This is a genomic window from Streptomyces sp. NBC_00572 (assembly GCF_026341815.1).
Lineage (GTDB): Bacteria > Actinomycetota > Actinomycetes > Streptomycetales > Streptomycetaceae > Streptomyces.
In genome coordinates this window covers 5,509,593-5,528,101 of sequence record NZ_JAPENX010000001.1, presented here as the reverse complement: position 1 = coordinate 5,528,101, position 18,509 = coordinate 5,509,593, and the positions used below count along the sequence as shown (strand labels likewise).

The window sequence follows — 18,509 nt, the reverse complement described above, 5'->3', positions numbered from 1 at the left end:
GGACCATAGATGACTGAGCGCCAGAAGGACCGGCCGTGGCTCATGCGGACGTACGCCGGTCACTCGACCGCCGAGGCGTCCAACGAGCTGTACCGACGCAACCTCGCCAAGGGTCAGACCGGCCTCTCGGTCGCGTTCGACCTGCCGACGCAGACGGGCTACGACCCCGACCACATCCTCGCCCGCGGCGAGGTCGGCCGGGTCGGCGTCCCCGTCTCGCACCTCGGTGACATGCGGCGGCTGTTCCAGGACATCCCCCTGGACCAGATGAACACCTCGATGACCATCAACGCCACGGCGATGTGGCTCCTGGCGCTCTACCAGGTGGTGGCGGAGGAGCAGGGCGCGGACGTCACCCGGCTCCAGGGCACCACCCAGAACGACATCGTGAAGGAGTACCTGTCGCGCGGGACGCACGTCTTCCCGCCCGGCCCCTCCCTCCGCCTCACGACGGACATGATCACCTACACGGTGAACAGCATCCCGAAGTGGAACCCGATCAACATCTGCAGCTACCACCTGCAGGAGGCGGGGGCCACTCCGGTCCAGGAGATCTCGTACGCGATGTCCACCGCGATCGCGGTGCTCGACGCGGTACGCGACTCCGGCCAGGTCCCGGCGGACCGCTTCGGCGAGGTCGTCGCCCGTATCTCCTTCTTCGTGAACGCGGGCGTCCGCTTCATCGAGGAGATGTGCAAGATGCGCGCCTTCGGCCGCATCTGGGACAAGGTCACCCGCGAGCGGTACGGCATCGAGAACGAGAAGCAGCGCCGGTTCCGCTACGGCGTGCAGGTCAACTCGCTCGGTCTGACCGAGGCCCAGCCGGAGAACAACGTCCAGCGGATCGTCCTGGAGATGCTGGCCGTCACCCTCTCCAAGGACGCCCGCGCGCGTGCCGTGCAGCTGCCCGCCTGGAACGAGGCGCTCGGACTGCCCCGGCCGTGGGACCAGCAGTGGTCGCTCCGCATCCAGCAGGTCCTCGCCCACGAGTCCGACCTGCTGGAGTACGAGGACATCTTCGCCGGCTCGCACGTCATCGAGGCCAAGGTCGACTCGCTCGTCGAGGAGTGCCTGGCGGAGATCGAGCGGATCCAGGAGATGGGCGGCGCGATGGCCGCCGTCGAGTCCGGCTACCTCAAGTCGCAGCTCGTCTCCTCGCACGCCGAACGGCGCGCCCGGATCGAGGCCGGCGACGAGAAGATCATCGGCGTCAACATCTTCCAGGCGACCGAGGAGAACCCCCTCACCGCCGACCTGGACACCGCGATCATGACGGTGGACCCGGCGAACGAGGCGCGGGTCGTCGCGGCCCTCCACGAGTGGCGCGACAACCGCGACGAGACCCGCGCCCAGGAATCCCTGGCGACGCTGAAGGCGACGGCTGCCGGTGACGGCAACCTCTTCGCCGCCACCCTGGAGTGCGCGCGTGCGGGCGTCACGACCGGGGAGTGGTCCTGGGCGCTGCGGGACGTCTTCGGCGAGTTCCGCGCCCCGACGGGCGTGTCCTCGGCCCCGGTCGCGGTGACGGCCGAGGCGGGCACGCCGCTGGCCCTCGTACGGGACAAGGTGGCGCGGACCGCCGAGGAGATGGGCGTCGGGCGGCTGCGGCTGCTCGTCGGCAAGCCGGGCCTGGACGGGCACTCCAACGGGGCGGAGCAGATCGCCGTACGCGCGCGTGACGCCGGTTTCGAGGTGGTCTACCAGGGCATCCGGCTGACGCCCGAGCAGATCGTGAGCGCCGCCCTCGCCGAGGACGTGCACTGCGTGGGTCTGTCGATCCTCTCCGGCTCGCACTCCGAGCTGGTCCCGGACGTCCTCGACCGCCTCCGCGAGGCGGGCGCTACCGACGTGCCGGTCATCGTCGGCGGGATCATCCCGAACGCCGACGCCGCAGAACTGAAGCGTGCGGGTGTGGCCGCCGTCTTCACACCGAAGGACTTCGGTATCACGGAGATCATCGGACGTATCGTCGACGAGATCCGGACAGCGAACAAGCTCCACCCCCTTGAAAGTACGGAGGTCCCCGCATGACCAGCCCCGTGAACCGACTCCGCCCCCGCCGCTCCTGCCTGGCGGTCCCCGGTTCCAACCCGCGCTTCCTGGAGAAGGCCCAGGGCCTCGCGGCCGACCAGGTCTTCCTGGACCTGGAGGACGCGTGCGCCCCGCTGGCCAAGCCCGAGGCCCGGCACACCATCGTGAAGTTCCTGAACGAGGGCGACTGGACCGGCAAGACCCGTGTCGTCCGCGTCAACGACTGGACGACCCACTGGACGTACCGTGACGTCGTCACCGTCGTCGAGGGCGCCGGCCAGAACCTCGACTGCATCATGCTGCCGAAGGTCCAGGACGCCCAGCAGATCGTGGCGCTCGACCTCCTGCTGACCCAGATCGAGAAGACGATGGGCTTCGAGGTCGGCAAGATCGGCATCGAGGCGCAGATCGAGAACGCCCAGGGCCTGACCAACGTCAACGCGATCGCGCAGGCCTCCCAGCGCGTCGAGACGATCATCTTCGGCCCGGCCGACTTCATGGCCTCCATCAACATGAAGTCGCTGGTCGTGGGCGAGCAGCCGCCCGGCTACCCGGCGGACGCGTACCACCACATCCTGATGAGCATCCTGATGGCCGCCCGCGCCAACAACCTGCAGGCGATCGACGGCCCCTACCTCCAGATCCGCAACCCGGAGGGCTACAAGGCCGTCGCGCAGCGCGCCGCCGCCCTCGGTTTCGACGGCAAGTGGGTGCTGCACCCGGACCAGGTCGCCGCCGCGAACGAGATCTTCTCGCCCTCGCAGGAGGACTTCGACCACGCCGAGCTGATCCTGGACGCGTACGACTACTACACGTCCGAGGCCGGCGGGAAGAAGGGCTCCGCGATGCTCGGCGACGAGATGATCGACGAGGCCTCCCGCAAGATGGCCCTGGTCATCTCGGGCAAGGGCCGCGCCGCCGGCATGCAGCGCACCAGCAAGTTCGAGATCCCGGAGGCCTGATCCCGATGCAGTTCGGCCGCACCTACGAAGAGTTCGAAATCGGCGCCGTCTACAAGCACTGGCCCGGAAAGACGGTCACCGAGTACGACGACCATCTCTTCTGTCTGCTGACGATGAACCACCATCCGCTGCACATGGATGTGAATTACGCCGAGAACACGACGGATTTCGGCAAGAACGTCGTCGTCGGCAACTACATCTACTCGCTGCTGCTCGGCATGTCCGTGCCGGACGTCTCCGGCAAGGCCATCGCCAACCTGGAGATCGAGTCGCTGCGGCACGTGGCGCCGACCTTCCACGGCGACACGATCTACGGCGAGACCACGGTCCTCGACAAGACCCCGTCGAAGTCGAAGAACGACCGCGGCATCGTCTACGTCGAGACCAAGGGCTACAAGCAGGACGGCACCCTCGTGTGTGTCTTCCGCCGCAAGGTGATGGTCCCCACCGAGACGTACATCAAGGAGCGCGGCGGCGAGCAGCCCGGCCGCCCCGAGCTGATCGAGCCCGCCAAGAAGACGGAGAAGTAGCCATGGCCCGACTCGCCCAGACCGCCGGGCTCACGGACGTCCAGCAGGAGATCCTCAAGACCGTCCGGGAGTTCGTCGACAAGGAGATCATCCCGGTCGCCACCGAGCTGGAGCACCGCGACGAGTACCCCCAGCAGATCGTCGACGGGCTCAAGGAGCTCGGTCTGTTCGGTCTGATGATTCCCGAGGAGTACGGGGGTCTGGGTGAGTCGCTCCTCACCTACGCGCTGTGCGTGGAGGAGATCGCGCGTGGCTGGATGTCGGTCTCCGGCATCATCAACACCCACTTCATCGTGGCGTACATGCTGAAGCAGCACGGCACCCAGGAGCAGAAGGACTACTTCCTTCCGCGGATGGCCGCCGGCGAGACGCGTGGCGCGTTCTCGATGTCGGAGCCGGGCCTCGGCTCGGACGTGTCGGCCATCACCTCGAAGGCGGTCAAGGACGGCGACGAGTACGTCCTCAACGGCCAGAAGATGTGGCTGACGAACGGCGGAACGTCAACGCTGGTCGCCGTTCTCGTCCGAAGTGACGAAGGACACCCGGAGGGCACCGCCCCCCACAAGTCGATGACCACCTTCCTCGTCGAGAAGGAGCCCGGCTTCGGAGAGGTCCGCCCCGGCCTCACCATCCCCGGGAAGATCGACAAGATGGGTTACAAGGGCGTCGACACGACCGAACTCATCATGGACGGACTGCGCATTCCGGCCAATCGGGTCCTCGGCGGGGTCACCGGCCGAGGGTTTTACCAAATGATGGACGGCGTCGAGGTCGGCCGCGTCAACGTGGCGGCCCGTGGCTGCGGTGTCGCTCAGCGTGCTTTCGAGCTCGGTGTCTCGTATGCCCAGCAACGTCACACTTTCGGCAAGGCGATCGCCCAGCACCAGGCGATTCAGTTCAAGCTCGCCGAGATGGCTACCAAGGTCGAGGCCGCTCATGCGATGATGGTGAATGCAGCACGCAAAAAGGACTCCGGGGAACGAAACGACCTCGAAGCAGGGATGGCGAAGTACCTCGCCTCCGAATACTGCAAGGAGGTCGTCGAGGATGCCTTCCGCATTCACGGCGGCTACGGGTTCTCCAAGGAGTACGAGATCGAGCGCCTCTACCGCGAGGCGCCGATGCTGCTCATCGGTGAAGGTACCGCCGAGATCCAGAAAATGATCATTGGTCGTCGGCTGCTCGAGGAGTACCGATTCCAGGGTTGATTGTCGGTTTTGAGTCGTTTCGGCCGCGAAGAAGATCACACCCTGTGTTCGTCTTCCGGCCGTCGACTCGGTTCCTGGCTTACCCAGTTGCGCCCCGCAACCGATAGCATCGAGGGAAAGCCGCCGTCCCCCGTTGCCAGTGCGGCATCATCCGCTACGAAGGTCATCCATGCCCCACAGCCAAACCTCTGCACACCGCGACAGCCTCACGGGCGCACGCCTCGCGCGCGGAGCATCGCCGTGGCTTCTGCCGACCGTCGCCACCGCGGCGCTCAGTCTCGTGCGTGCGCGCAAGTCGAAGCGTGCCGCGGCCATCGCCGTGCCGGTCACCGCGCTCGCGGCCGGCATGCTGTGGTTCTTCCGCGACCCCGAGCGTGAGATCGCTCAGGGCCGGGTCATCTCCCCCGCCGACGGCGTGGTGCAGAGCATCATGCCGTGGAAGGACGGACGGACCCGGGTCGCCATCTTCATGAGCCCGCTGAACGTCCACGTCAACCGCGCGCCGCTGGCCGGCACCGTGACGTCCGTGGAGCACATTCCCGGTGGGTTCGTCCCGGCGTTCAACAAGGAGAGCGAGAACAACGAGCGCGTTGTCTGGCACTTCGACACCGAGCTCGGCGACATCGAGATGGTGCAGATCGCGGGGGCCGTGGCCCGCCGCATCGTGCCGTACATCCCGCAGGGGACCAAGGTCGAGCAGGGTGACCGTATCGGTCTGATCCGCTTCGGCTCGCGCGTCGACATCTACCTCCCCGAGGGTGTCGAGGTCGCCGTCGAGGTCGGCCAGGCCACCACAGCGGGGGTGACTCGCATTGACCGTGATTGATCCCGACACACGGGCCGCCGACTGGGTCGCCGGCACCGATGCGGAAGGGGCCGAAGAGGCCGAGGAGATGCCGCTGTCGCTGAGGCTGTCCATAGCGGACGCCCTCACGCTCGGTAACGCCACGTGTGGATTCATGGCGGTGTACTTCACCACCACGGGCATCCTCATCCCGCACCTCACGGGCAGCACGGAGACCGGCATGGCGCGCAACAGCGCCGCCACCGCCGTGATCCTGATGCTGGCCGCGGCGATCTTCGACCTGTTCGACGGCATCGTGGCGCGCAAGCTGCGCTCGTCACCGATGGGCGCCGAGCTCGACAACCTCTCGGACCTGATCAGCTTCGGTCTGGCCCCGGCCTACTTCGTACTCGTGTACGGCATGGTCACGCCCGGCGCGCAGCAGAAGGTCTCGGCGGTGGCCGCGATCGTGGTGCTGCTCGCGGTGGTGCTGCGGCTGGCGAGATTCTCCTGCGTGACCATGAAGGACGGCATGTTCCAGGGCATGCCGAGCCCCTTCGGCGCGCTGACGGTGGTCTCGATCGTGCTCCTGGAGCTGCCGTTCATCCCGACGCTGCTCGCGATCATCGGTGTCGCCTGGCTGATGGTGAGCCGGGTCGAGTACCCGAAGCCGCGGGGCATCCTCGCGGTGGCGATGCTCAGCTGGATCGTCGGTGCGATGGGCATGCTGGCGGCCTGGGCGTTCGACGCTCCGGGCGGACAGTTCCTGCTCCAGACCGGGTGTGCGCTCCAGGTCGTGATGGGCGCCGTGATCCCCCTCTTCGCGACGGCCCGCCGGGTGAACACCTTCCGCGGCAACCGGCGTGAGAGCCGGGAGGCGCGGGCGGCACAGCTGCCGTAGCGCAGGACACGTACGTACGAGAAGGGGCCCCGGAGGCGATATCGCCTCCGGGGCCCCTTCCGTTCCCGCGGACTAGCCGAGGCGCTTGTAGTAGAGCGTGGTCGCGCGCAGGACGCCCGCCGGGTCGGCGGCGAAGTCCGGGATCGTGCCCGCGGCCGTCCAGCCCGTGCCCCGGTAGAGGCGCTCGGCCGGGCTGTCGGTCTGGGTGTCCAGGACGAGCAGGCTGAGGCCGGTGGCGGTGGCGTGGGCCTCGGCCGTGGCGAGCAGCCGGTGGCCGAGGCCTCCGCCGCGGGCCGAGCGGTGCACCAGGAGGCGGGCGATCTCGCCGCGGTGCCTGCCGTTGGCCGTGCCCCCGCGGACGAGGGTGACGACGCCGGTGAGGGTCCCGTCGGGGCCCTGGGCCGCCCAGACGTCCCGGGCGCCCTCGGCCGCCTCCTCGGCGACGCGGTACCACCAGGCGGCGGCCTCGGTGGCCGCGAGGGGCGCCAGGAATCCGACGGAGGCGCCGGAGTCCACGGCGTCGACGAGGAGCGCGGCGAGACCGGCGGAGGCGTGCGCCCGTACGGCGTCGGGGGTGAGGCGCTCGATGACGTCGACCGGCTTCTCCAGGCACAGCAGGTCGGGCCGCTCGTCCCAGGAGGCGACCGTCTCGAAGCCCAGAGCGCGGTAGAGAGCCAGTGGCTCCTCCCGCCAGTTCCAGACGGTGAGGCGTACGGCGGCGGCGCCGGAGACCGCCGCGCGGCGCAGGGCCGCGGTCATGAGGGCCTTCGCGATCCCCTTGCGGCGGGCCTCGGGCGCCACCCAGAGCCGCTTGATCTCGGGCGCCCGGCCCCCGTACGGGGCCTTGAGGACGACGCAGCCGGCCGGGAGGTCGTCGCCGGGCGGGGTGGCGAGCAGGACCGTGTCGGCGGCGAAGGCGCCGGCCGGGTCCTCGACCTCTGCGCGGTATACGGCGGGGAGCTGGGCGACCGCCTCCACCGCCGTCCCCTTCTCGGCCTGGTTGACCAGGTGGTAGGCGGCCAGCAGGTCAGGGAGGCGTGGGTGGGAGCGGTTCTCCTCGATGCGTGCAGTCATGGGCCCGAGCTTCACACCGCGATGTTTCGGGAACGTGAAGATCTTTTACGCTGGGGCCATGCGTGTACTGGTAGCGGGCGCCACGGGCGCCGTAGGTCGTCAGCTCGTGCCGCGCCTGGAGGCGGCCGGCCACGAGGTCGTGGGTCTGTCCCGGCGCGGGCCGAACCCCGTGGACGTGCTGGACGCCGGGGCGGTGCACCGGGCGGTGGCCGAGGCGGCGCCGGACGCGGTGGTCCACCAGCTCACGGATCTCGGGGCGGCGGACGGGGCCGCGAACAACCGGGTACGGGTCGAGGGCACCCGAAACCTGGTGGACGCGGCGCGCGCGGCCGGCGTCGGCCGGATCGTCGCGCAGTCGATCAGCTGGGCGTACGCCCCGGGGGACGCGCCCGCCGACGAGTCCGTACCGCTCGATCCCACGGAGGGGGTGCCCCGGTCGCGGATCGTCGCCGGGGTGCGCGCCCTGGAGTCCGCCGTGGCCGAACTGCCCGAGGCGGTGGTCCTGCGGTACGGGATCCTGTACGGCCCCGGCACCTGGTACGCGCCGGGTGGCGCGGTGGCCGCCGCGCTCGCCGGGGACCCGGCGGCCCGGTTCCTCGGCAGCACGGCGGCCGACGGTTCGGTGAGTTCCTTCGTGCACGTCGCCGACGCCGCCGAGGCGGCCGTACGGGCCCTCGCGTGGCCCTCGGGCGCGTACAACGTGGTGGACGACGAGCCCGCGCCCGGGCACGCCTGGCTGCCGGTCCTCGCGGAGGCCCTGGGCGTCCCGGCCCCGGCGCGGAGCGAGGGCCGGGTGCCGTGGGGGCGGGGAGCGGTGAACGCGCGGGCCCGTGCGCTGGGCTGGGCCCCGGCCCACCCGTCCTGGCGGACGGGCTTCGCGGACCGGGACCCGGGCTGATCCGGCCGACCCGTTACGGGGTGTAGGACTTCGCGGCGTCGGCGACGAACGGCTGACGGACGGTGCGCATGCCGCCGGGGACCTTCTTGTCCGGCTGGATGATGACGGACTCCCGGGACGACGGGGCCTTGGGGTCGCCGAGGTTGTGGCTCATCCCGAAGCCGGCGTCGTAGGACGTCAGTGTCAGGAGCGCCTTGTCGACACCGTCGCGGGTGAGGTCCTTGCTCTCGCAGGCCTTCTTCAGGGCCTCGCCGAAGACGCTCGCCGCGGTCCAGCCGGCGACGATGCCGTTGTCGAGGGAGTCGCTCGGGTAGGCGGCCTTGTAGTCGGCGACGAGCTTCTTCGCGGTCGGGGTGTCCGCGCCGATGGGGAGGCTCGGGGAGGCGAACCAGTACATCTTCTCCAGGGCGGGACCGGCCTGGGTGCCGAGGAGCTGCGGGGCGAAGGCGGAGTTGTTGCCGATGACGGGCACCTTGAGGCCGGTGGCGGCGGCGACCCCGACGAGGGAGGCGGCCTGGCGGGGGCCCGCGCTGATGACGATGCCCTTGACCCCGGCCTGCTTGAGCGCCGCGACCTGCGCCGACATGTCGTTGTCGGTGGGCTTGATCTTCTGCTCGACGACGGTCAGTCCCGCCTTCTCCGCCGCGTACTTCGACCCCTTGAGGGCGTTCTCGCCGTAGTCGCCCTCGAAGTAGACGTGGCCGAGCTTGTCGCCCGACTTCAGGCCCTTCTCCGTCACGAGGAAGTCGACGGCGTTGATCGTCTCGACGTCGTACGTGGCCCCCAGGACGCGGATGTACGGGGAGCCCAGCAGCGAGGCCGACCAGGCCTGCGGAAGGACGAGGCCCTTGTCCGTGATGTCGACCCGGGGCTTGACGGCGGCGACGAACGGGGAACCGATGAACTGGGTGTAGCCGACGACCTTCGGCTCCAGTTCGGTATAGGCGGCCAGGGCCTTCTGAGGGTCGTAGCCGTGGTCGCGGACGGTCAGCTCCAGCTGCCGGCCGCAGATCCCGCCGGCGGCGTTGACCTGCTTCACGTACAGCTGCTGGGCCTGGGTGACGCTCTTGCCGAGGGTGGCGTACACGCCGGTCATGTCGGTGAGCGCGCCGAGCGAGATCACCTTGTCGGTGACGCCCTCGCCGGTCTTCACCCCGCCCGCGCCGGTCTGCTTGCCGTCTCCGGTCTTCGCCTTGGAGCTGCATCCGGCGGCGGTGAGGGCGACCAGTGCGGCGAGCGCGGCGGCCAGGCCCCGCACGGCCTGTCGTCTGTGGGTCATCGTGTCTCCCCTGAGGGTTCGGTGGTGGTAGGGGTGTGCGTGGGGTTCTTGGAACTCTTGCCGCTTCCGGGTTTCCCGGGCCTTCGGGCCGCGAGCCGGGCCAGGCCTCCGGGTAGGAAGAGCACCACCGCGACGACGGCGGTGCCGTACAGGTAGCGCGCGGCCTCCCCCGGTGCGATGCCGCCCGTTCCCGGGGCGGAGACCAGCGGGAGCGCGTCGCTGTAGCGGTTGAGGAGCTGGGGCAGGAGGGAGACGAAGACGCCTCCGGCCACCGCGCCCGCGACCGAGCCGAGGCCGCCGATGACGATCATCGCCAGGTATTCGAGGGAGAGCGCCATGCCGAAGTACTCCGGCACCGTGCGCTGGAAGACCAGGGCGAGCAGGACGCCGGCGAGGCCCGCGTACATGGAGGACAGGACGAAGACGGCGGCGCGGTAGCGGGCGACGGGGATGCCCATGACGCCGGCGGCGATCCGGTGGTCGCGGATGGCGTTCATCGCGCGTCCGGGGCGGCCCTTCAGGACGCCCCGGGCGAAGAGCACCCCGCCGAGGAGCAGGATCAGTCCGAGGTACCAGAGCTTCTCCACCGCCCCGAACGGCACCTGCGCGACGAGGAGTTCGGTGTCGTCGAAGGTGAGGCCGAAGAGGGAGAGCGGCGGGACCGCGCGGCCGTTGTAACCGCCGGTGAGGTCATGGGCGTTGAAGAGCACGTGCTGGCCGATGAAGATCAGCGCGAGGGTGGCGATGCCGAGGTACGCGCCGCGCAGCCGACCCGCGATGGGGCTGAACACCCCGCCCGTCAGGCCCGCGAGGGCGACCGCCAGGACGGCGGCGAGCCAGCCGGGCAGGCCGAGCCCGGCGAGTCCGTCGGTGCCGTCCCCGGCGAAGGCGCAGTAGCCGTAGGCGCCGACGGCGAGGAAGAAGGCGTGTCCCATGGAGAGTTGGCCGGTGGCGCCGGTCAGCAGGTTGATGCCGATCGCGCCGAGGGCGGCGGCCATCGCGAACAGTCCGGCCTGGAGCCAGAACCGGTCGAGGTAGAAGGGCAGGACGAGGAGGACGAGGCCGGCGGCGGCCCCTCCGTACAGCGCCGGGGTGCGGACCCGCAGGCCGCCCCGGGCGAGGGTCTCAGACACGGGCGAGCTCCTTCGTGCCGAAGAGTCCGGCCGGGCGGATCAGGAGCACCGCGACCATGACGAGATAGGGGGCGAGGTCGCCGATCCCCCGGCCGAGGAACGCCAGGTCGCTCTGGTAGCCGGTGGCGAGGGACTCGGTGATGCCGACGAGGAGGCCGCCGACGAGGGCGCCCGTGGTGGAGTCGAGGCCGCCGAGGATGGCGGCGGGGAAGGCCTTGAGCGCGGCGAGCGAGGTCGCCCGCTCCAGGCCCGGGGTCGGGAAGACGGTCAGGAAGAGTGCGGCGACGGCGGCGAGACCGCCGGCGACCGCCCAGGCGCCGATCGAGACCCGGCCCAGCCGGATGCCCATGAGGGCGGCTGTCTCCTGGTTCTCGGCGGCGGCCCGCATGGCGACGCCCCAGGAGGTGTACCGGAAGGCCAGCAGGAAGGCGGTGATGAGGAGGGCCGCGGCGAGCAGGGCGGCGATCCGGGTCTCCGCGATGGTGACCCCGCCGACGGTGACGACGGCGTCGCCCCAGGGGTCGCCGAGGGCGAGGATGTCGGTGCCGATCCGGCGGGTCAGCTCGGTGGCGAGCAGGATGTCGACGCCGATGGTGACGATGGCGAGGACGCTGTGGTCGCCGCCCCTGTGGCGGCGCATCACGAAGAACTCGACGGCCGCGCCGACCACCGCCGCGCCGGCGATGCCGGCGAGCAGGGCGGGCCAGAAGCCGATCTCGTCGTGGAGGACGGCGGTCACGTAGCCGCCGGCCAGGAGGAGGGAGGCGTGGGCGAAGTTGACGACCTCGGTGGCCCGGAAGATGACCACGAAGCCGAGGGCGATGAGGGCGTAGATCGAGCCCAGTGAGATGCCGTTGATCAGGAACTCGGCGAAGGTGCTCACGCGGCGGACTCCTCTCCGAGGTAGGCGCGGACGACCGCCGGGTCGTTCTGGACGTCGGCGGGTGCCCCGTCGGCGATCCGGCGGCCGAAGTCGAGGACGGTGACGGAGTCGGCGAGCCGCATCACCAGGCCCATGTCGTGCTCGACGAGGAGCACCGAGATGCCGAGGCTGTCGCGGACCCCGGCGATGACCGAGGCGGTACGGCGCCGCTCGTCCGCGGTCATGCCGGCGACGGGCTCGTCGAGCAGCAGGAGCTTCGGCTCCATGCAGAGGGCGCGGGCCAGTTCGGCGAGCTTCTGCTGCCCGTACGGGAGGGAGCCCGCCGGCCGCCCGAGCTGCTGCTCCAGGCCGACGAAGGCGGCGATCTCCCGGACCCGGGCGCGGTGGCGCGCCTCCTCGCGGGCGGCGGAGGGGAGCCGGAGTCCGGCGGCGACGAAGCCGGTACGGGTCAGCCGGTGGCGGCCGAGCATCAGGCTGTCCTCGACGGTGGCGCGGGGCGGCAGGGCCAGGTTCTGGAAGATACGGCCGACGCCGAGGTCCGCGATCCGGTGCGGGGGTAGCGCGGTCAGCTCGTGCGGGCCGAGGTGTACGGAGCCCTCGGTGGCGCGGTAGACGCCGGAGAGGACGTTGAAACAGGTGGACTTCCCGGCGCCGTTGGGCCCGATGAGGGCGTGCACGGTGCCGGGCCGGACGGTGAAGCCGACGCTGTCGAGGGCGGTGAGGCCGGCGAAGCGGACGGTGAGGTCGCGGACTTCGAGAGCGAGTGGTGTGGCGGGGCCGGGGGCGCCGGGGGTGGTTGCTGCTTGGGGGCCGGGGGCGCCGGGGGTGGTCGCTGCTTGTGGGCCGGGGGCCGTGGGGCCGTCGGGTCCGGGCTCCGGCTCGGGTCCCGGGGGCTGGTGCGGTGTCGGCCGTGCTGTCATCGGGGTTCCTCCCAGCGGGACAGGACCGGGTGCGTGGCACGGGCGCGGGCCGCGTCGGCGGCGGCGTCCTCGTCGACCACGCCCAGATAGCGGCGGCGTACCTCGTCGGAGGCGGCGAGTTCGGCGGCCGGGCCGGAGAGGGTGACCTCGCCGACCTCCAGGACGTACGCGCGGGAGGCGAGCCGCAGCGCGAGCGCCGCGTTCTGCTCGACGAGGAGCACCGCCGTGCCTTGGACGTTGATCTCCCGGACGGCGTCCGCGATCCGGGCCGCCATCAGCGGGGCGAGCCCGAGCGAGGGTTCGTCGAGCAGGAGCAGGCCCGGTCCGGCCATCAGGGCGCGGCCGACGGCCAGCATCTGCTGTTCGCCGCCGGAGAGCAGCCCCGCGGGCTGGCGGGCGCGCTCCGCGAGGACCGGGAAGAGCTCGTGGACCCGGCGGAGCGCGGCGGCCTTCGCCGTCCGGCCGCCGCGCCTGCCGAGCGCTCCGGCGCGCAGGTTGTCCTCGACCGTCATCCGGGCGAAGACCTGGCGGCCCTCGGGCACTTGGGAGACGCCGGCCGCGACGACGCGGTCGGGCGGCAGCCCGTCGAGCGGCCGGCCGTCGCGGCGCACCGTGCCGGAGACCACGGCGCCGCCGTGGAACCGCAGGGTGCGCGAGACCGCCCGCAGCAGCGTCGACTTGCCGGCTCCGTTGCCTCCGAGGACGGTGACGATCTCGCCCGCCGGTACGGTCAGCGACACCTGCCGCAACGCGCGTACCGGTCCGTATCCCGCCGTCAGGTCCGTCACCTCAAGGGCGGGTGCGGTACCTCCCATGGCTCCCCTTTTCCGGTTTTCCCGGCCGCTTCTTGTTACTCGGCCGTTCGATGGCGCTCACCCCAACACCGCGCCGGACCGCGCGTCCACGGCCCGCGGCCGAATCGCTGCCGGTGACCAGCGGGCGCGCCGAAGGGCTGTGCATGCGCACAACGCTGCGCGTCAGGGCTGTGCGGCGGGGGCCGGGGCGGTGGATCCTCCGGGCATGGGACGGCGCAGACGGCGGACCGGTGACGACTGGAAGGTGCTCGCGCAGGCGTGCACGGCGCTTCTGGAGCGGGTGCCGGAGCTGGTGGACGAGCATCTGAGGGAACTCCACGCGTACGAGCCCGCCTACGGGCGGATCCTGCCGTACGACCGGCACTGGCAGGAGGCCGAGGAGGCGATGCGGATCGGGATCGAGATGATCTCGGCGCCCCGTAGCTCCCCCCGGCGGGACCTGGAGCACGCGGACGAGATGGGCCGGCGGCGGGCGGCGCAGGGCATGCCCCTCGAACTGGTGGTGCACGCCTACCGGCATGCCGGGCACCTGGTCTGGGACGCGCTGATCGAGGGCGCGGGGGCGGACACGGCGCAGCTCGCGGCGCTGATGCAGTCGGCGACGACGGTGTGGTCGGCGGTGGACGCGCAGGCGGACACGGCGTCGGAGGCGTACCGGACGACGGAGCTCGAACTGCGCCGCCGCACGGACGAGCAGCTCCAGGCGCTCCTGGACGCGCTGCTCCAGGGCCAGCGCTCGCCCGAGCTGATTGCGCGGGCGGCGGCGGGCCTGGACCTGCCGGAGCAGGGGCGGTACGCGGTGGTGGTGCTGCGCTACGACCGGCGGGAGGAGCGGGAGCCGTTCCACCGGCAGGTGCAGGGCGAGGGGGTGCGGTTCCTGTGGCGGATGGGGGCCGACTGCGAGCTGGGGGTGGTGGCGCTGGCCGGGGACACCGGTCTGGACGCGCTGTCGGAACTCCTGGACGGGCGGTGCCCGGGCCCGGGCGGGATCAGTCCGGTGGTGGTGGGGCTGACCGAGCTGGGCCGGGCGCGGCGGCTCGCGGAGCTGGCGCTGCGGACGTGTCCGCCGGGCAGCCGCGAGATCGTACGGCTCGACCGGCGGATGGCGGGCGCGCTGGTGGTGGGTCAGCCGGAGGTGGCGAGCCTGCTGGTCTCGGACGTCCTGGGGGGCCTGCTCGAACTGGACCCGGCGGACCGGGCGGTGCTCCTGGAGACGCTGGACGCGTGGTTGGAGTGCGAGGGGTCGGCGGGGCGGGCGGCGGGCCGGCTGTACTGCCACCGGAACACGGTGTTCAACCGGCTGCGACGCCTTGAGCAGCTGACGGCACGGTCGTTGTCCCGGCCGCGGGACCTGACGGAGATGACGCTGGCCCTGGACGCGTTCCGGCTGACGGCGTCGGGGTAGCCGGGCGGTTCCCCTCCCCGCCCCGGGTGGCCGGTCCTTCCGCGAGCCGGGGTACGCACTGGTTCCTCAGTCCTGGGCGGGGATGTCCAGGGCGGTCCCGTACAGGCGGGAGACCCGGATCAGGATGGTCACGCGCCGGTCGGGCAGCGGCTGCTCGCCGGGGGCCGCCCGGTCGGCCGGGTCCACGATCTCCGCCTCGCCCTCCGCCACGGCGAACGACCAGACGTCCGGGCCGCTGACGTGCAGCGAGGCGTGCGGGTCGCGGCGCAACTGGCGGACCTTGAGGCGGTCGGCGGTGGAGGAGACCCGCAGGACGCGCTCCTCGGCGTTCCAGTCGTAGAGGATGGTCGACAGGTGCGGGTGGCCGGTGCTCCTGACGCTCGCGAGTACACCGAACTGCTGTCGGCTCAGCAGTCGGGAGAGCTCCTGGTCGGAGAGCACCCTGGGGGCCGGGCCGTCGTTCTGGGTGGTCTCGGTGGCGGTCTGCACACTCATGGGACGGCCTTTCGCTGGTCGGGGCTGGTCGGGGCGGGGCAACAAGGAAGACCGTAGCAGATAGTTTTGTTGCAGACTATCGATTTCGGTCTCACTTATGGCCCTGCCCGTCGACACCTCGACCCCTCATGCACGTGGCCTCCCCCGGACCGAGTCCGGGGGAGGCCACGTGCATGAGGAACCAGCAGGCACTACGTCAGGAAGTCTCGGGCGATATCCGCCGAAACCTCTTCCAGGAGCGGGCCGGCGTTCGGCATGGACTTCGCCGGGTCCGGCTCCAGCGCCGCGAGGGGGTACGCGCGGCGGATGCCCGCCTTGCCGAGGGCCTCGGGAGGCAGGGCCAGACGGCCGCAGACCGCGACGACCTCCTTGCCGGCGGCGCGGGCCGCCGCGGCGACGCCCGCCGGGGCCTTGCCGTGGAGGGTCTGCTCGTCGAGGGAGCCCTCGCCGGTGATGACCAGGGTCGCGCGCTCCAGGGCGGGGGCGAAGCCGAGCACCTCCAGCATCAGCTCGATGCCGGGGCGGAAGCTCGCGCCCAGGATGAGCGCGCCGTAGCCGATGCCGCCCGCGCCGCCGGCGCCGGGGGCGAGGGCCGCCTCGGCCGCCTTGGGGCCGATGGCCTTCTCCAGGACGGTGGCGAAGTGGGCGAGCGCCGCGTCCAGGGTGCGTACGTCGTCCGGGGTGGCGCCCTTCTGCGGCCCGTAGACGGCGGGGGCGCCCTTGGGGCCGGTGAGCGGGTTGTCGACGTCGCTGGCCAGGATCAGGTCGACCGTGGCGAAGCGGGGGTCGAGGCCGGTGAGGTCGGCCGTGGCGAGGTCGGCGAGGGCCGCGCCGCCGGGCCCCACGGGCGCGCCGGACGCGTCGAGGAAACGGGCGCCGAGGGCGGCGAGCATGCCGGCGCCGCCGTCGGTGGTGGCGCTGCCGCCGACGCCGAAGACGACGGTGGTCGCGCCGGCGTCGAGTGCGGCGCGGAGCAGCTCACCGGAGCCGTAGGTGGTCGAGGTCAGCGGGGCGAACACGCCGGGCGGGAGGAGCTGGAGGCCGGAGGCCTCCGCCATCTCGACGACCGCGGTGGTGTCGCGCAGCGCGAAGGCCGCGGTGACCGGTTCGCCGAGCGGTCCCGTCACCTGGACCTCGCGGCGTTCGAATCCGGCCGCGACGGCTGCCGCGACGGTGCCGTCGCCGCCGTCCGCGACGGGCAGCGTCTCCACCGTGAGCTCCGGGACGACCCGTCGCAGTCCTGCTGTGACCCGCTCCGCGACCTGTACGGCCGTGAGCGAGCCCTTGAACTTGTCGGCCGCCACGAGCACGTGAGCGACCTGAGTTGCTGCCCCGTCCGTCACCTTGCATCCCTTGCTTTCGAACGTGCAGTCGCGCCGAGGCCGACCCTATCCGTACGGCCGGACGGCGTGCCACCCCCAGATAGACGCATATTTCGCACCATAGTGGGGTCACATGAGTACGGAACCGGCCGAACGGACCCCATCCCAGCAGGACACGCCCACACCCGACGGCAAGATCATCGGGATCGGGATGGCGGCGGTGGTGGCGGTCGTCGGCTGGGCGGCCCTCGGTGAGGACTCCTTCGACAGCGCCTCGTCCTCGGCCCTGCGGTGGGTGCTCGACAATTTCGCCTGGCTGTTCGTGGTCGCCGCGGACACCTTCCTGGTGCTGTGCGTGGTGATCGCGCTGAGCCGGTACGGCCGGATCCGGCTGGGCCCGGACGACTCGGAGCCCGAGTTCACCGATCTGGCGTGGATCGCGATGATGTTCAGCGCCGGCATGGGCATCGGGCTGATGTTCTACGGGGTCGGGGAGCCGCTCACACACTTCCTGGCCCCTCCCCCGGCGACCGGCGTCCCGGCGGGGACCGGTCCGGCGGCCCGTACGGCCTTGGAGTACTCGTTCTTCCACTGGACGCTGACCCCGTGGGCGATCTACGGCATCGCGGGGCTCGCCCTGGCGTACGCGGGCTTCCGCAAGGGCCGCGGGAACCGGCTGAGCTCGGCGTTCGTGCCGCTGATCGGGGCGCGCCGGGCGAAGTCCTGGCCCGGCAAGGCGATCGATCTGCTCGCGGTGTTCGCGACGGTGTTCGGCACGGCGACGAGCCTGGGCCTCGGCGCCCTCCAGGTCGCCGAGGGGCTGCATCTGACCATGGACGTGGAGAACTCCACGTCCACCCAGCTGATCATCATCGTGTCGCTGTCCGCGGCCTTCGTCCTTTCGGCCTTCTCGGGCCTCCACAAGGGCGTGAAGTGGCTGTCCACGATCAACATCGTCCTCGCGGCCTGTCTGATGCTGTTCGTCTTCCTCCTCGGCCCGACCGTCTACATCCTGGACACGATCCCGGCCTCGGTCGGCGGCTATCTGCACCAGCTGCTGCCGATGGCGAGCCGTACGGGCGCGTTCACCGACCGCAAGTGGCTGGGGGCGTGGACGATCTTCTACTGGGCGTGGTGGCTGTCGTGGGCGCCCTTCGTCGGCACCTTCATCGCCCGGATCTCGCGCGGCCGGACGATCCGGGAGTTCCTGGTCGGCGTGCTGCTCGTGCCGTCCGGGGCGACGGTGGTGTGGTTCTGCGTGATGGGCGGTACGGCGATCCGGCTGCAGTCCACGGGCGCGGCGGATCTGGCGACGGCGGTGAAGGACGGGGCGGAGGCCTCGCTGTTCGCGATGCTGGAGGCGCTGCCGATCGGCACGGTCACCTCGGTCATCGCGATGATCCTGGTGATGACGTACTTCATCACCAGCGCGGACTCGGCCTCCCTGGTCATGGGTTCGCTGACGAGTCGCGGTTCACTGAACCCGCCGACCTGGCTCGTGGTGTCCTGGGGAGTCCTGATGGCCGCCGTGGCGGCCGTGCTGCTCGTGGTGGGCGGTCTGAGCTCGCTCCAGACCGCCACGATCCTGGTGGCGCTGCCGTTCGTGGTCGTGATGCTGGTGCTGTGCTGGGCGCTCCTGAAGGAGCTGCGGGAGGACCCGGGCGCGGGCCCGGCCCGGCACCACGCCCTGCACGGCCTCAAGGACGCGGTGCGGACCCTGGTCGGCGAGGCGATGACGGAACAGGACGGGACCCGCCACCACCGGCCGGGCCGGCCGGCGAAGGGCCGCACCGACCCGGAGCCGCCGGAGAGCGAGGGCTGACCGGTAGGGCCTTCGGCGCGCGGCCGGGCGCCGGATTCGGTAGACCG

Annotated in this window: 17 protein-coding genes; 9 read left to right on the top strand and 8 right to left on the bottom strand. The window is 71.2% G+C overall.

Going from position 1 to position 18,509, the window contains the following annotated elements:
- Window positions 1–9: 9 nt before the first annotated feature.
- The 6 genes from OG514_RS25325 to pssA all read left to right on the top strand — a co-directional run bounded on the left by OG514_RS25325 (window position 10) and on the right by pssA (window position 6,416).
- The gene (locus OG514_RS25325; protein WP_266898556.1) at window positions 10–2,031 is read left to right on the top strand and encodes a protein meaA; all 2,022 of its coding nucleotides are present in this window, start codon (window positions 10–12) and stop codon (window positions 2,029–2,031) included.
- On the top strand, window positions 2,028–2,993 hold the full coding sequence (locus tag OG514_RS25320; protein WP_055640579.1) for a CoA ester lyase: 966 nt from the start codon (window positions 2,028–2,030) through the stop codon (window positions 2,991–2,993). Before OG514_RS25325 ends, OG514_RS25320 begins: the two co-directional genes overlap by 4 nt.
- 5 nt (window positions 2,994–2,998) lie before the next feature.
- Complete coding sequence (locus tag OG514_RS25315) at window positions 2,999–3,523, top strand: MaoC family dehydratase (protein WP_229315537.1); 525 nt, start codon at window positions 2,999–3,001, stop codon at window positions 3,521–3,523.
- Window positions 3,524–3,525: 2 nt separating this feature from the next.
- Window positions 3,526–4,731, top strand: coding sequence for an acyl-CoA dehydrogenase family protein (locus OG514_RS25310; protein WP_015037484.1), 1,206 nt, complete (start codon window positions 3,526–3,528; stop codon window positions 4,729–4,731).
- Between the two features lie 169 nt (window positions 4,732–4,900).
- The gene (locus tag OG514_RS25305; protein WP_266898539.1) at window positions 4,901–5,557 is read left to right on the top strand and encodes a phosphatidylserine decarboxylase; all 657 of its coding nucleotides are present in this window, start codon (window positions 4,901–4,903) and stop codon (window positions 5,555–5,557) included.
- Window positions 5,550–6,416: a CDP-diacylglycerol--serine O-phosphatidyltransferase gene (gene pssA / locus OG514_RS25300; RefSeq protein WP_030320135.1), complete on the top strand. Its 867-nt coding sequence runs from the start codon at window positions 5,550–5,552 to the stop codon at window positions 6,414–6,416. The genes OG514_RS25305 and pssA overlap by 8 nt, the downstream gene beginning before the upstream one ends.
- 72 nt (window positions 6,417–6,488) lie before the next feature.
- Here the strand turns inward: pssA and OG514_RS39400 are convergent, their stop codons facing one another.
- Window positions 6,489–7,490 (bottom strand): GNAT family N-acetyltransferase, encoded by a 1,002-nt coding sequence (locus tag OG514_RS39400; protein WP_323181602.1) that lies wholly within the window; start codon window positions 7,488–7,490, stop codon window positions 6,489–6,491.
- 58 nt (window positions 7,491–7,548) lie between these two features.
- On the opposite strand from OG514_RS39400, the gene OG514_RS25285 reads away from it, so the two are divergent.
- A complete protein-coding gene (locus tag OG514_RS25285) occupies window positions 7,549–8,388 on the top strand; it encodes an NAD(P)-dependent oxidoreductase (protein ID WP_266898537.1) in 840 nt (279 codons plus the stop codon).
- Window positions 8,389–8,401: 13 nt separating this feature from the next.
- Here the strand turns inward: OG514_RS25285 and OG514_RS25280 are convergent, their stop codons facing one another.
- Genes OG514_RS25280 through OG514_RS25260 form a run of 5 tightly spaced genes read right to left on the bottom strand, consistent with a single transcriptional unit; the run spans window position 8,402 to window position 13,418 of the window.
- A complete protein-coding gene (locus tag OG514_RS25280) occupies window positions 8,402–9,667 on the bottom strand; it encodes an ABC transporter substrate-binding protein (RefSeq protein WP_266898535.1) in 1,266 nt (421 codons plus the stop codon).
- Window positions 9,664–10,752, bottom strand: a complete 1,089-nt coding sequence (locus tag OG514_RS25275) for a branched-chain amino acid ABC transporter permease (protein WP_266900956.1) — start codon at window positions 10,750–10,752, stop codon at window positions 9,664–9,666. The genes OG514_RS25280 and OG514_RS25275 overlap by 4 nt, the downstream gene beginning before the upstream one ends.
- A 40-nt stretch (window positions 10,753–10,792) precedes the next feature.
- Window positions 10,793–11,683, bottom strand: coding sequence for a branched-chain amino acid ABC transporter permease (locus OG514_RS25270; RefSeq protein WP_266898533.1), 891 nt, complete (start codon window positions 11,681–11,683; stop codon window positions 10,793–10,795).
- Entirely contained in the window at window positions 11,680–12,603 is a 924-nt protein-coding gene (locus OG514_RS25265; protein WP_266898531.1) for an ABC transporter ATP-binding protein, read from the bottom strand. Before OG514_RS25265 ends, OG514_RS25270 begins: the two co-directional genes overlap by 4 nt.
- Window positions 12,600–13,418: an ABC transporter ATP-binding protein gene (locus OG514_RS25260; RefSeq protein ID WP_266898529.1), complete on the bottom strand. Its 819-nt coding sequence runs from the start codon at window positions 13,416–13,418 to the stop codon at window positions 12,600–12,602. Before OG514_RS25260 ends, OG514_RS25265 begins: the two co-directional genes overlap by 4 nt.
- A 205-nt stretch (window positions 13,419–13,623) precedes the next feature.
- Between OG514_RS25260 and OG514_RS25255 the strand changes: the two genes are divergently transcribed.
- Window positions 13,624–14,823, top strand: a complete 1,200-nt coding sequence (locus tag OG514_RS25255; protein WP_266898527.1) for a CdaR family transcriptional regulator — start codon at window positions 13,624–13,626, stop codon at window positions 14,821–14,823.
- Between the two features lie 66 nt (window positions 14,824–14,889).
- Here the strand turns inward: OG514_RS25255 and OG514_RS25250 are convergent, their stop codons facing one another.
- On the bottom strand, window positions 14,890–15,318 hold the full coding sequence (locus OG514_RS25250; RefSeq protein WP_266898525.1) for a pyridoxamine 5'-phosphate oxidase family protein: 429 nt from the start codon (window positions 15,316–15,318) through the stop codon (window positions 14,890–14,892).
- Between the two features lie 191 nt (window positions 15,319–15,509).
- Window positions 15,510–16,661 (bottom strand): glycerate kinase, encoded by a 1,152-nt coding sequence (locus OG514_RS25245; protein WP_266898523.1) that lies wholly within the window; start codon window positions 16,659–16,661, stop codon window positions 15,510–15,512.
- Window positions 16,662–16,773: 112 nt separating this feature from the next.
- On the opposite strand from OG514_RS25245, the gene OG514_RS25240 reads away from it, so the two are divergent.
- Complete coding sequence (locus OG514_RS25240) at window positions 16,774–18,462, top strand: BCCT family transporter (RefSeq protein WP_266898521.1); 1,689 nt, start codon at window positions 16,774–16,776, stop codon at window positions 18,460–18,462.
- Window positions 18,463–18,509 lie beyond the last annotated feature (47 nt).

Coding starts and splice junctions, on each gene's coding strand:
- OG514_RS25325 (WP_266898556.1), top strand. CDS start 10: ATGACTGAGCGCCAGAAGGACCGGCCGTGGCTCATGCGGACGTACGCC.
- OG514_RS25320 (WP_055640579.1), top strand. CDS start 2,028: ATGACCAGCCCCGTGAACCGACTCCGCCCCCGCCGCTCCTGCCTGGCG.
- OG514_RS25315 (WP_229315537.1), top strand. CDS start 2,999: ATGCAGTTCGGCCGCACCTACGAAGAGTTCGAAATCGGCGCCGTCTAC.
- OG514_RS25310 (WP_015037484.1), top strand. CDS start 3,526: ATGGCCCGACTCGCCCAGACCGCCGGGCTCACGGACGTCCAGCAGGAG.
- OG514_RS25305 (WP_266898539.1), top strand. CDS start 4,901: ATGCCCCACAGCCAAACCTCTGCACACCGCGACAGCCTCACGGGCGCA.
- OG514_RS39400 (WP_323181602.1), bottom strand. CDS start 7,490: ATGACTGCACGCATCGAGGAGAACCGCTCCCACCCACGCCTCCCTGAC.
- OG514_RS25285 (WP_266898537.1), top strand. CDS start 7,549: ATGCGTGTACTGGTAGCGGGCGCCACGGGCGCCGTAGGTCGTCAGCTC.
- OG514_RS25280 (WP_266898535.1), bottom strand. CDS start 9,667: ATGACCCACAGACGACAGGCCGTGCGGGGCCTGGCCGCCGCGCTCGCC.
- OG514_RS25265 (WP_266898531.1), bottom strand. CDS start 12,603: ATGACAGCACGGCCGACACCGCACCAGCCCCCGGGACCCGAGCCGGAG.
- OG514_RS25260 (WP_266898529.1), bottom strand. CDS start 13,418: ATGGGAGGTACCGCACCCGCCCTTGAGGTGACGGACCTGACGGCGGGA.
- OG514_RS25255 (WP_266898527.1), top strand. CDS start 13,624: ATGGGACGGCGCAGACGGCGGACCGGTGACGACTGGAAGGTGCTCGCG.
- OG514_RS25250 (WP_266898525.1), bottom strand. CDS start 15,318: ATGAGTGTGCAGACCGCCACCGAGACCACCCAGAACGACGGCCCGGCC.
- OG514_RS25240 (WP_266898521.1), top strand. CDS start 16,774: ATGAGTACGGAACCGGCCGAACGGACCCCATCCCAGCAGGACACGCCC.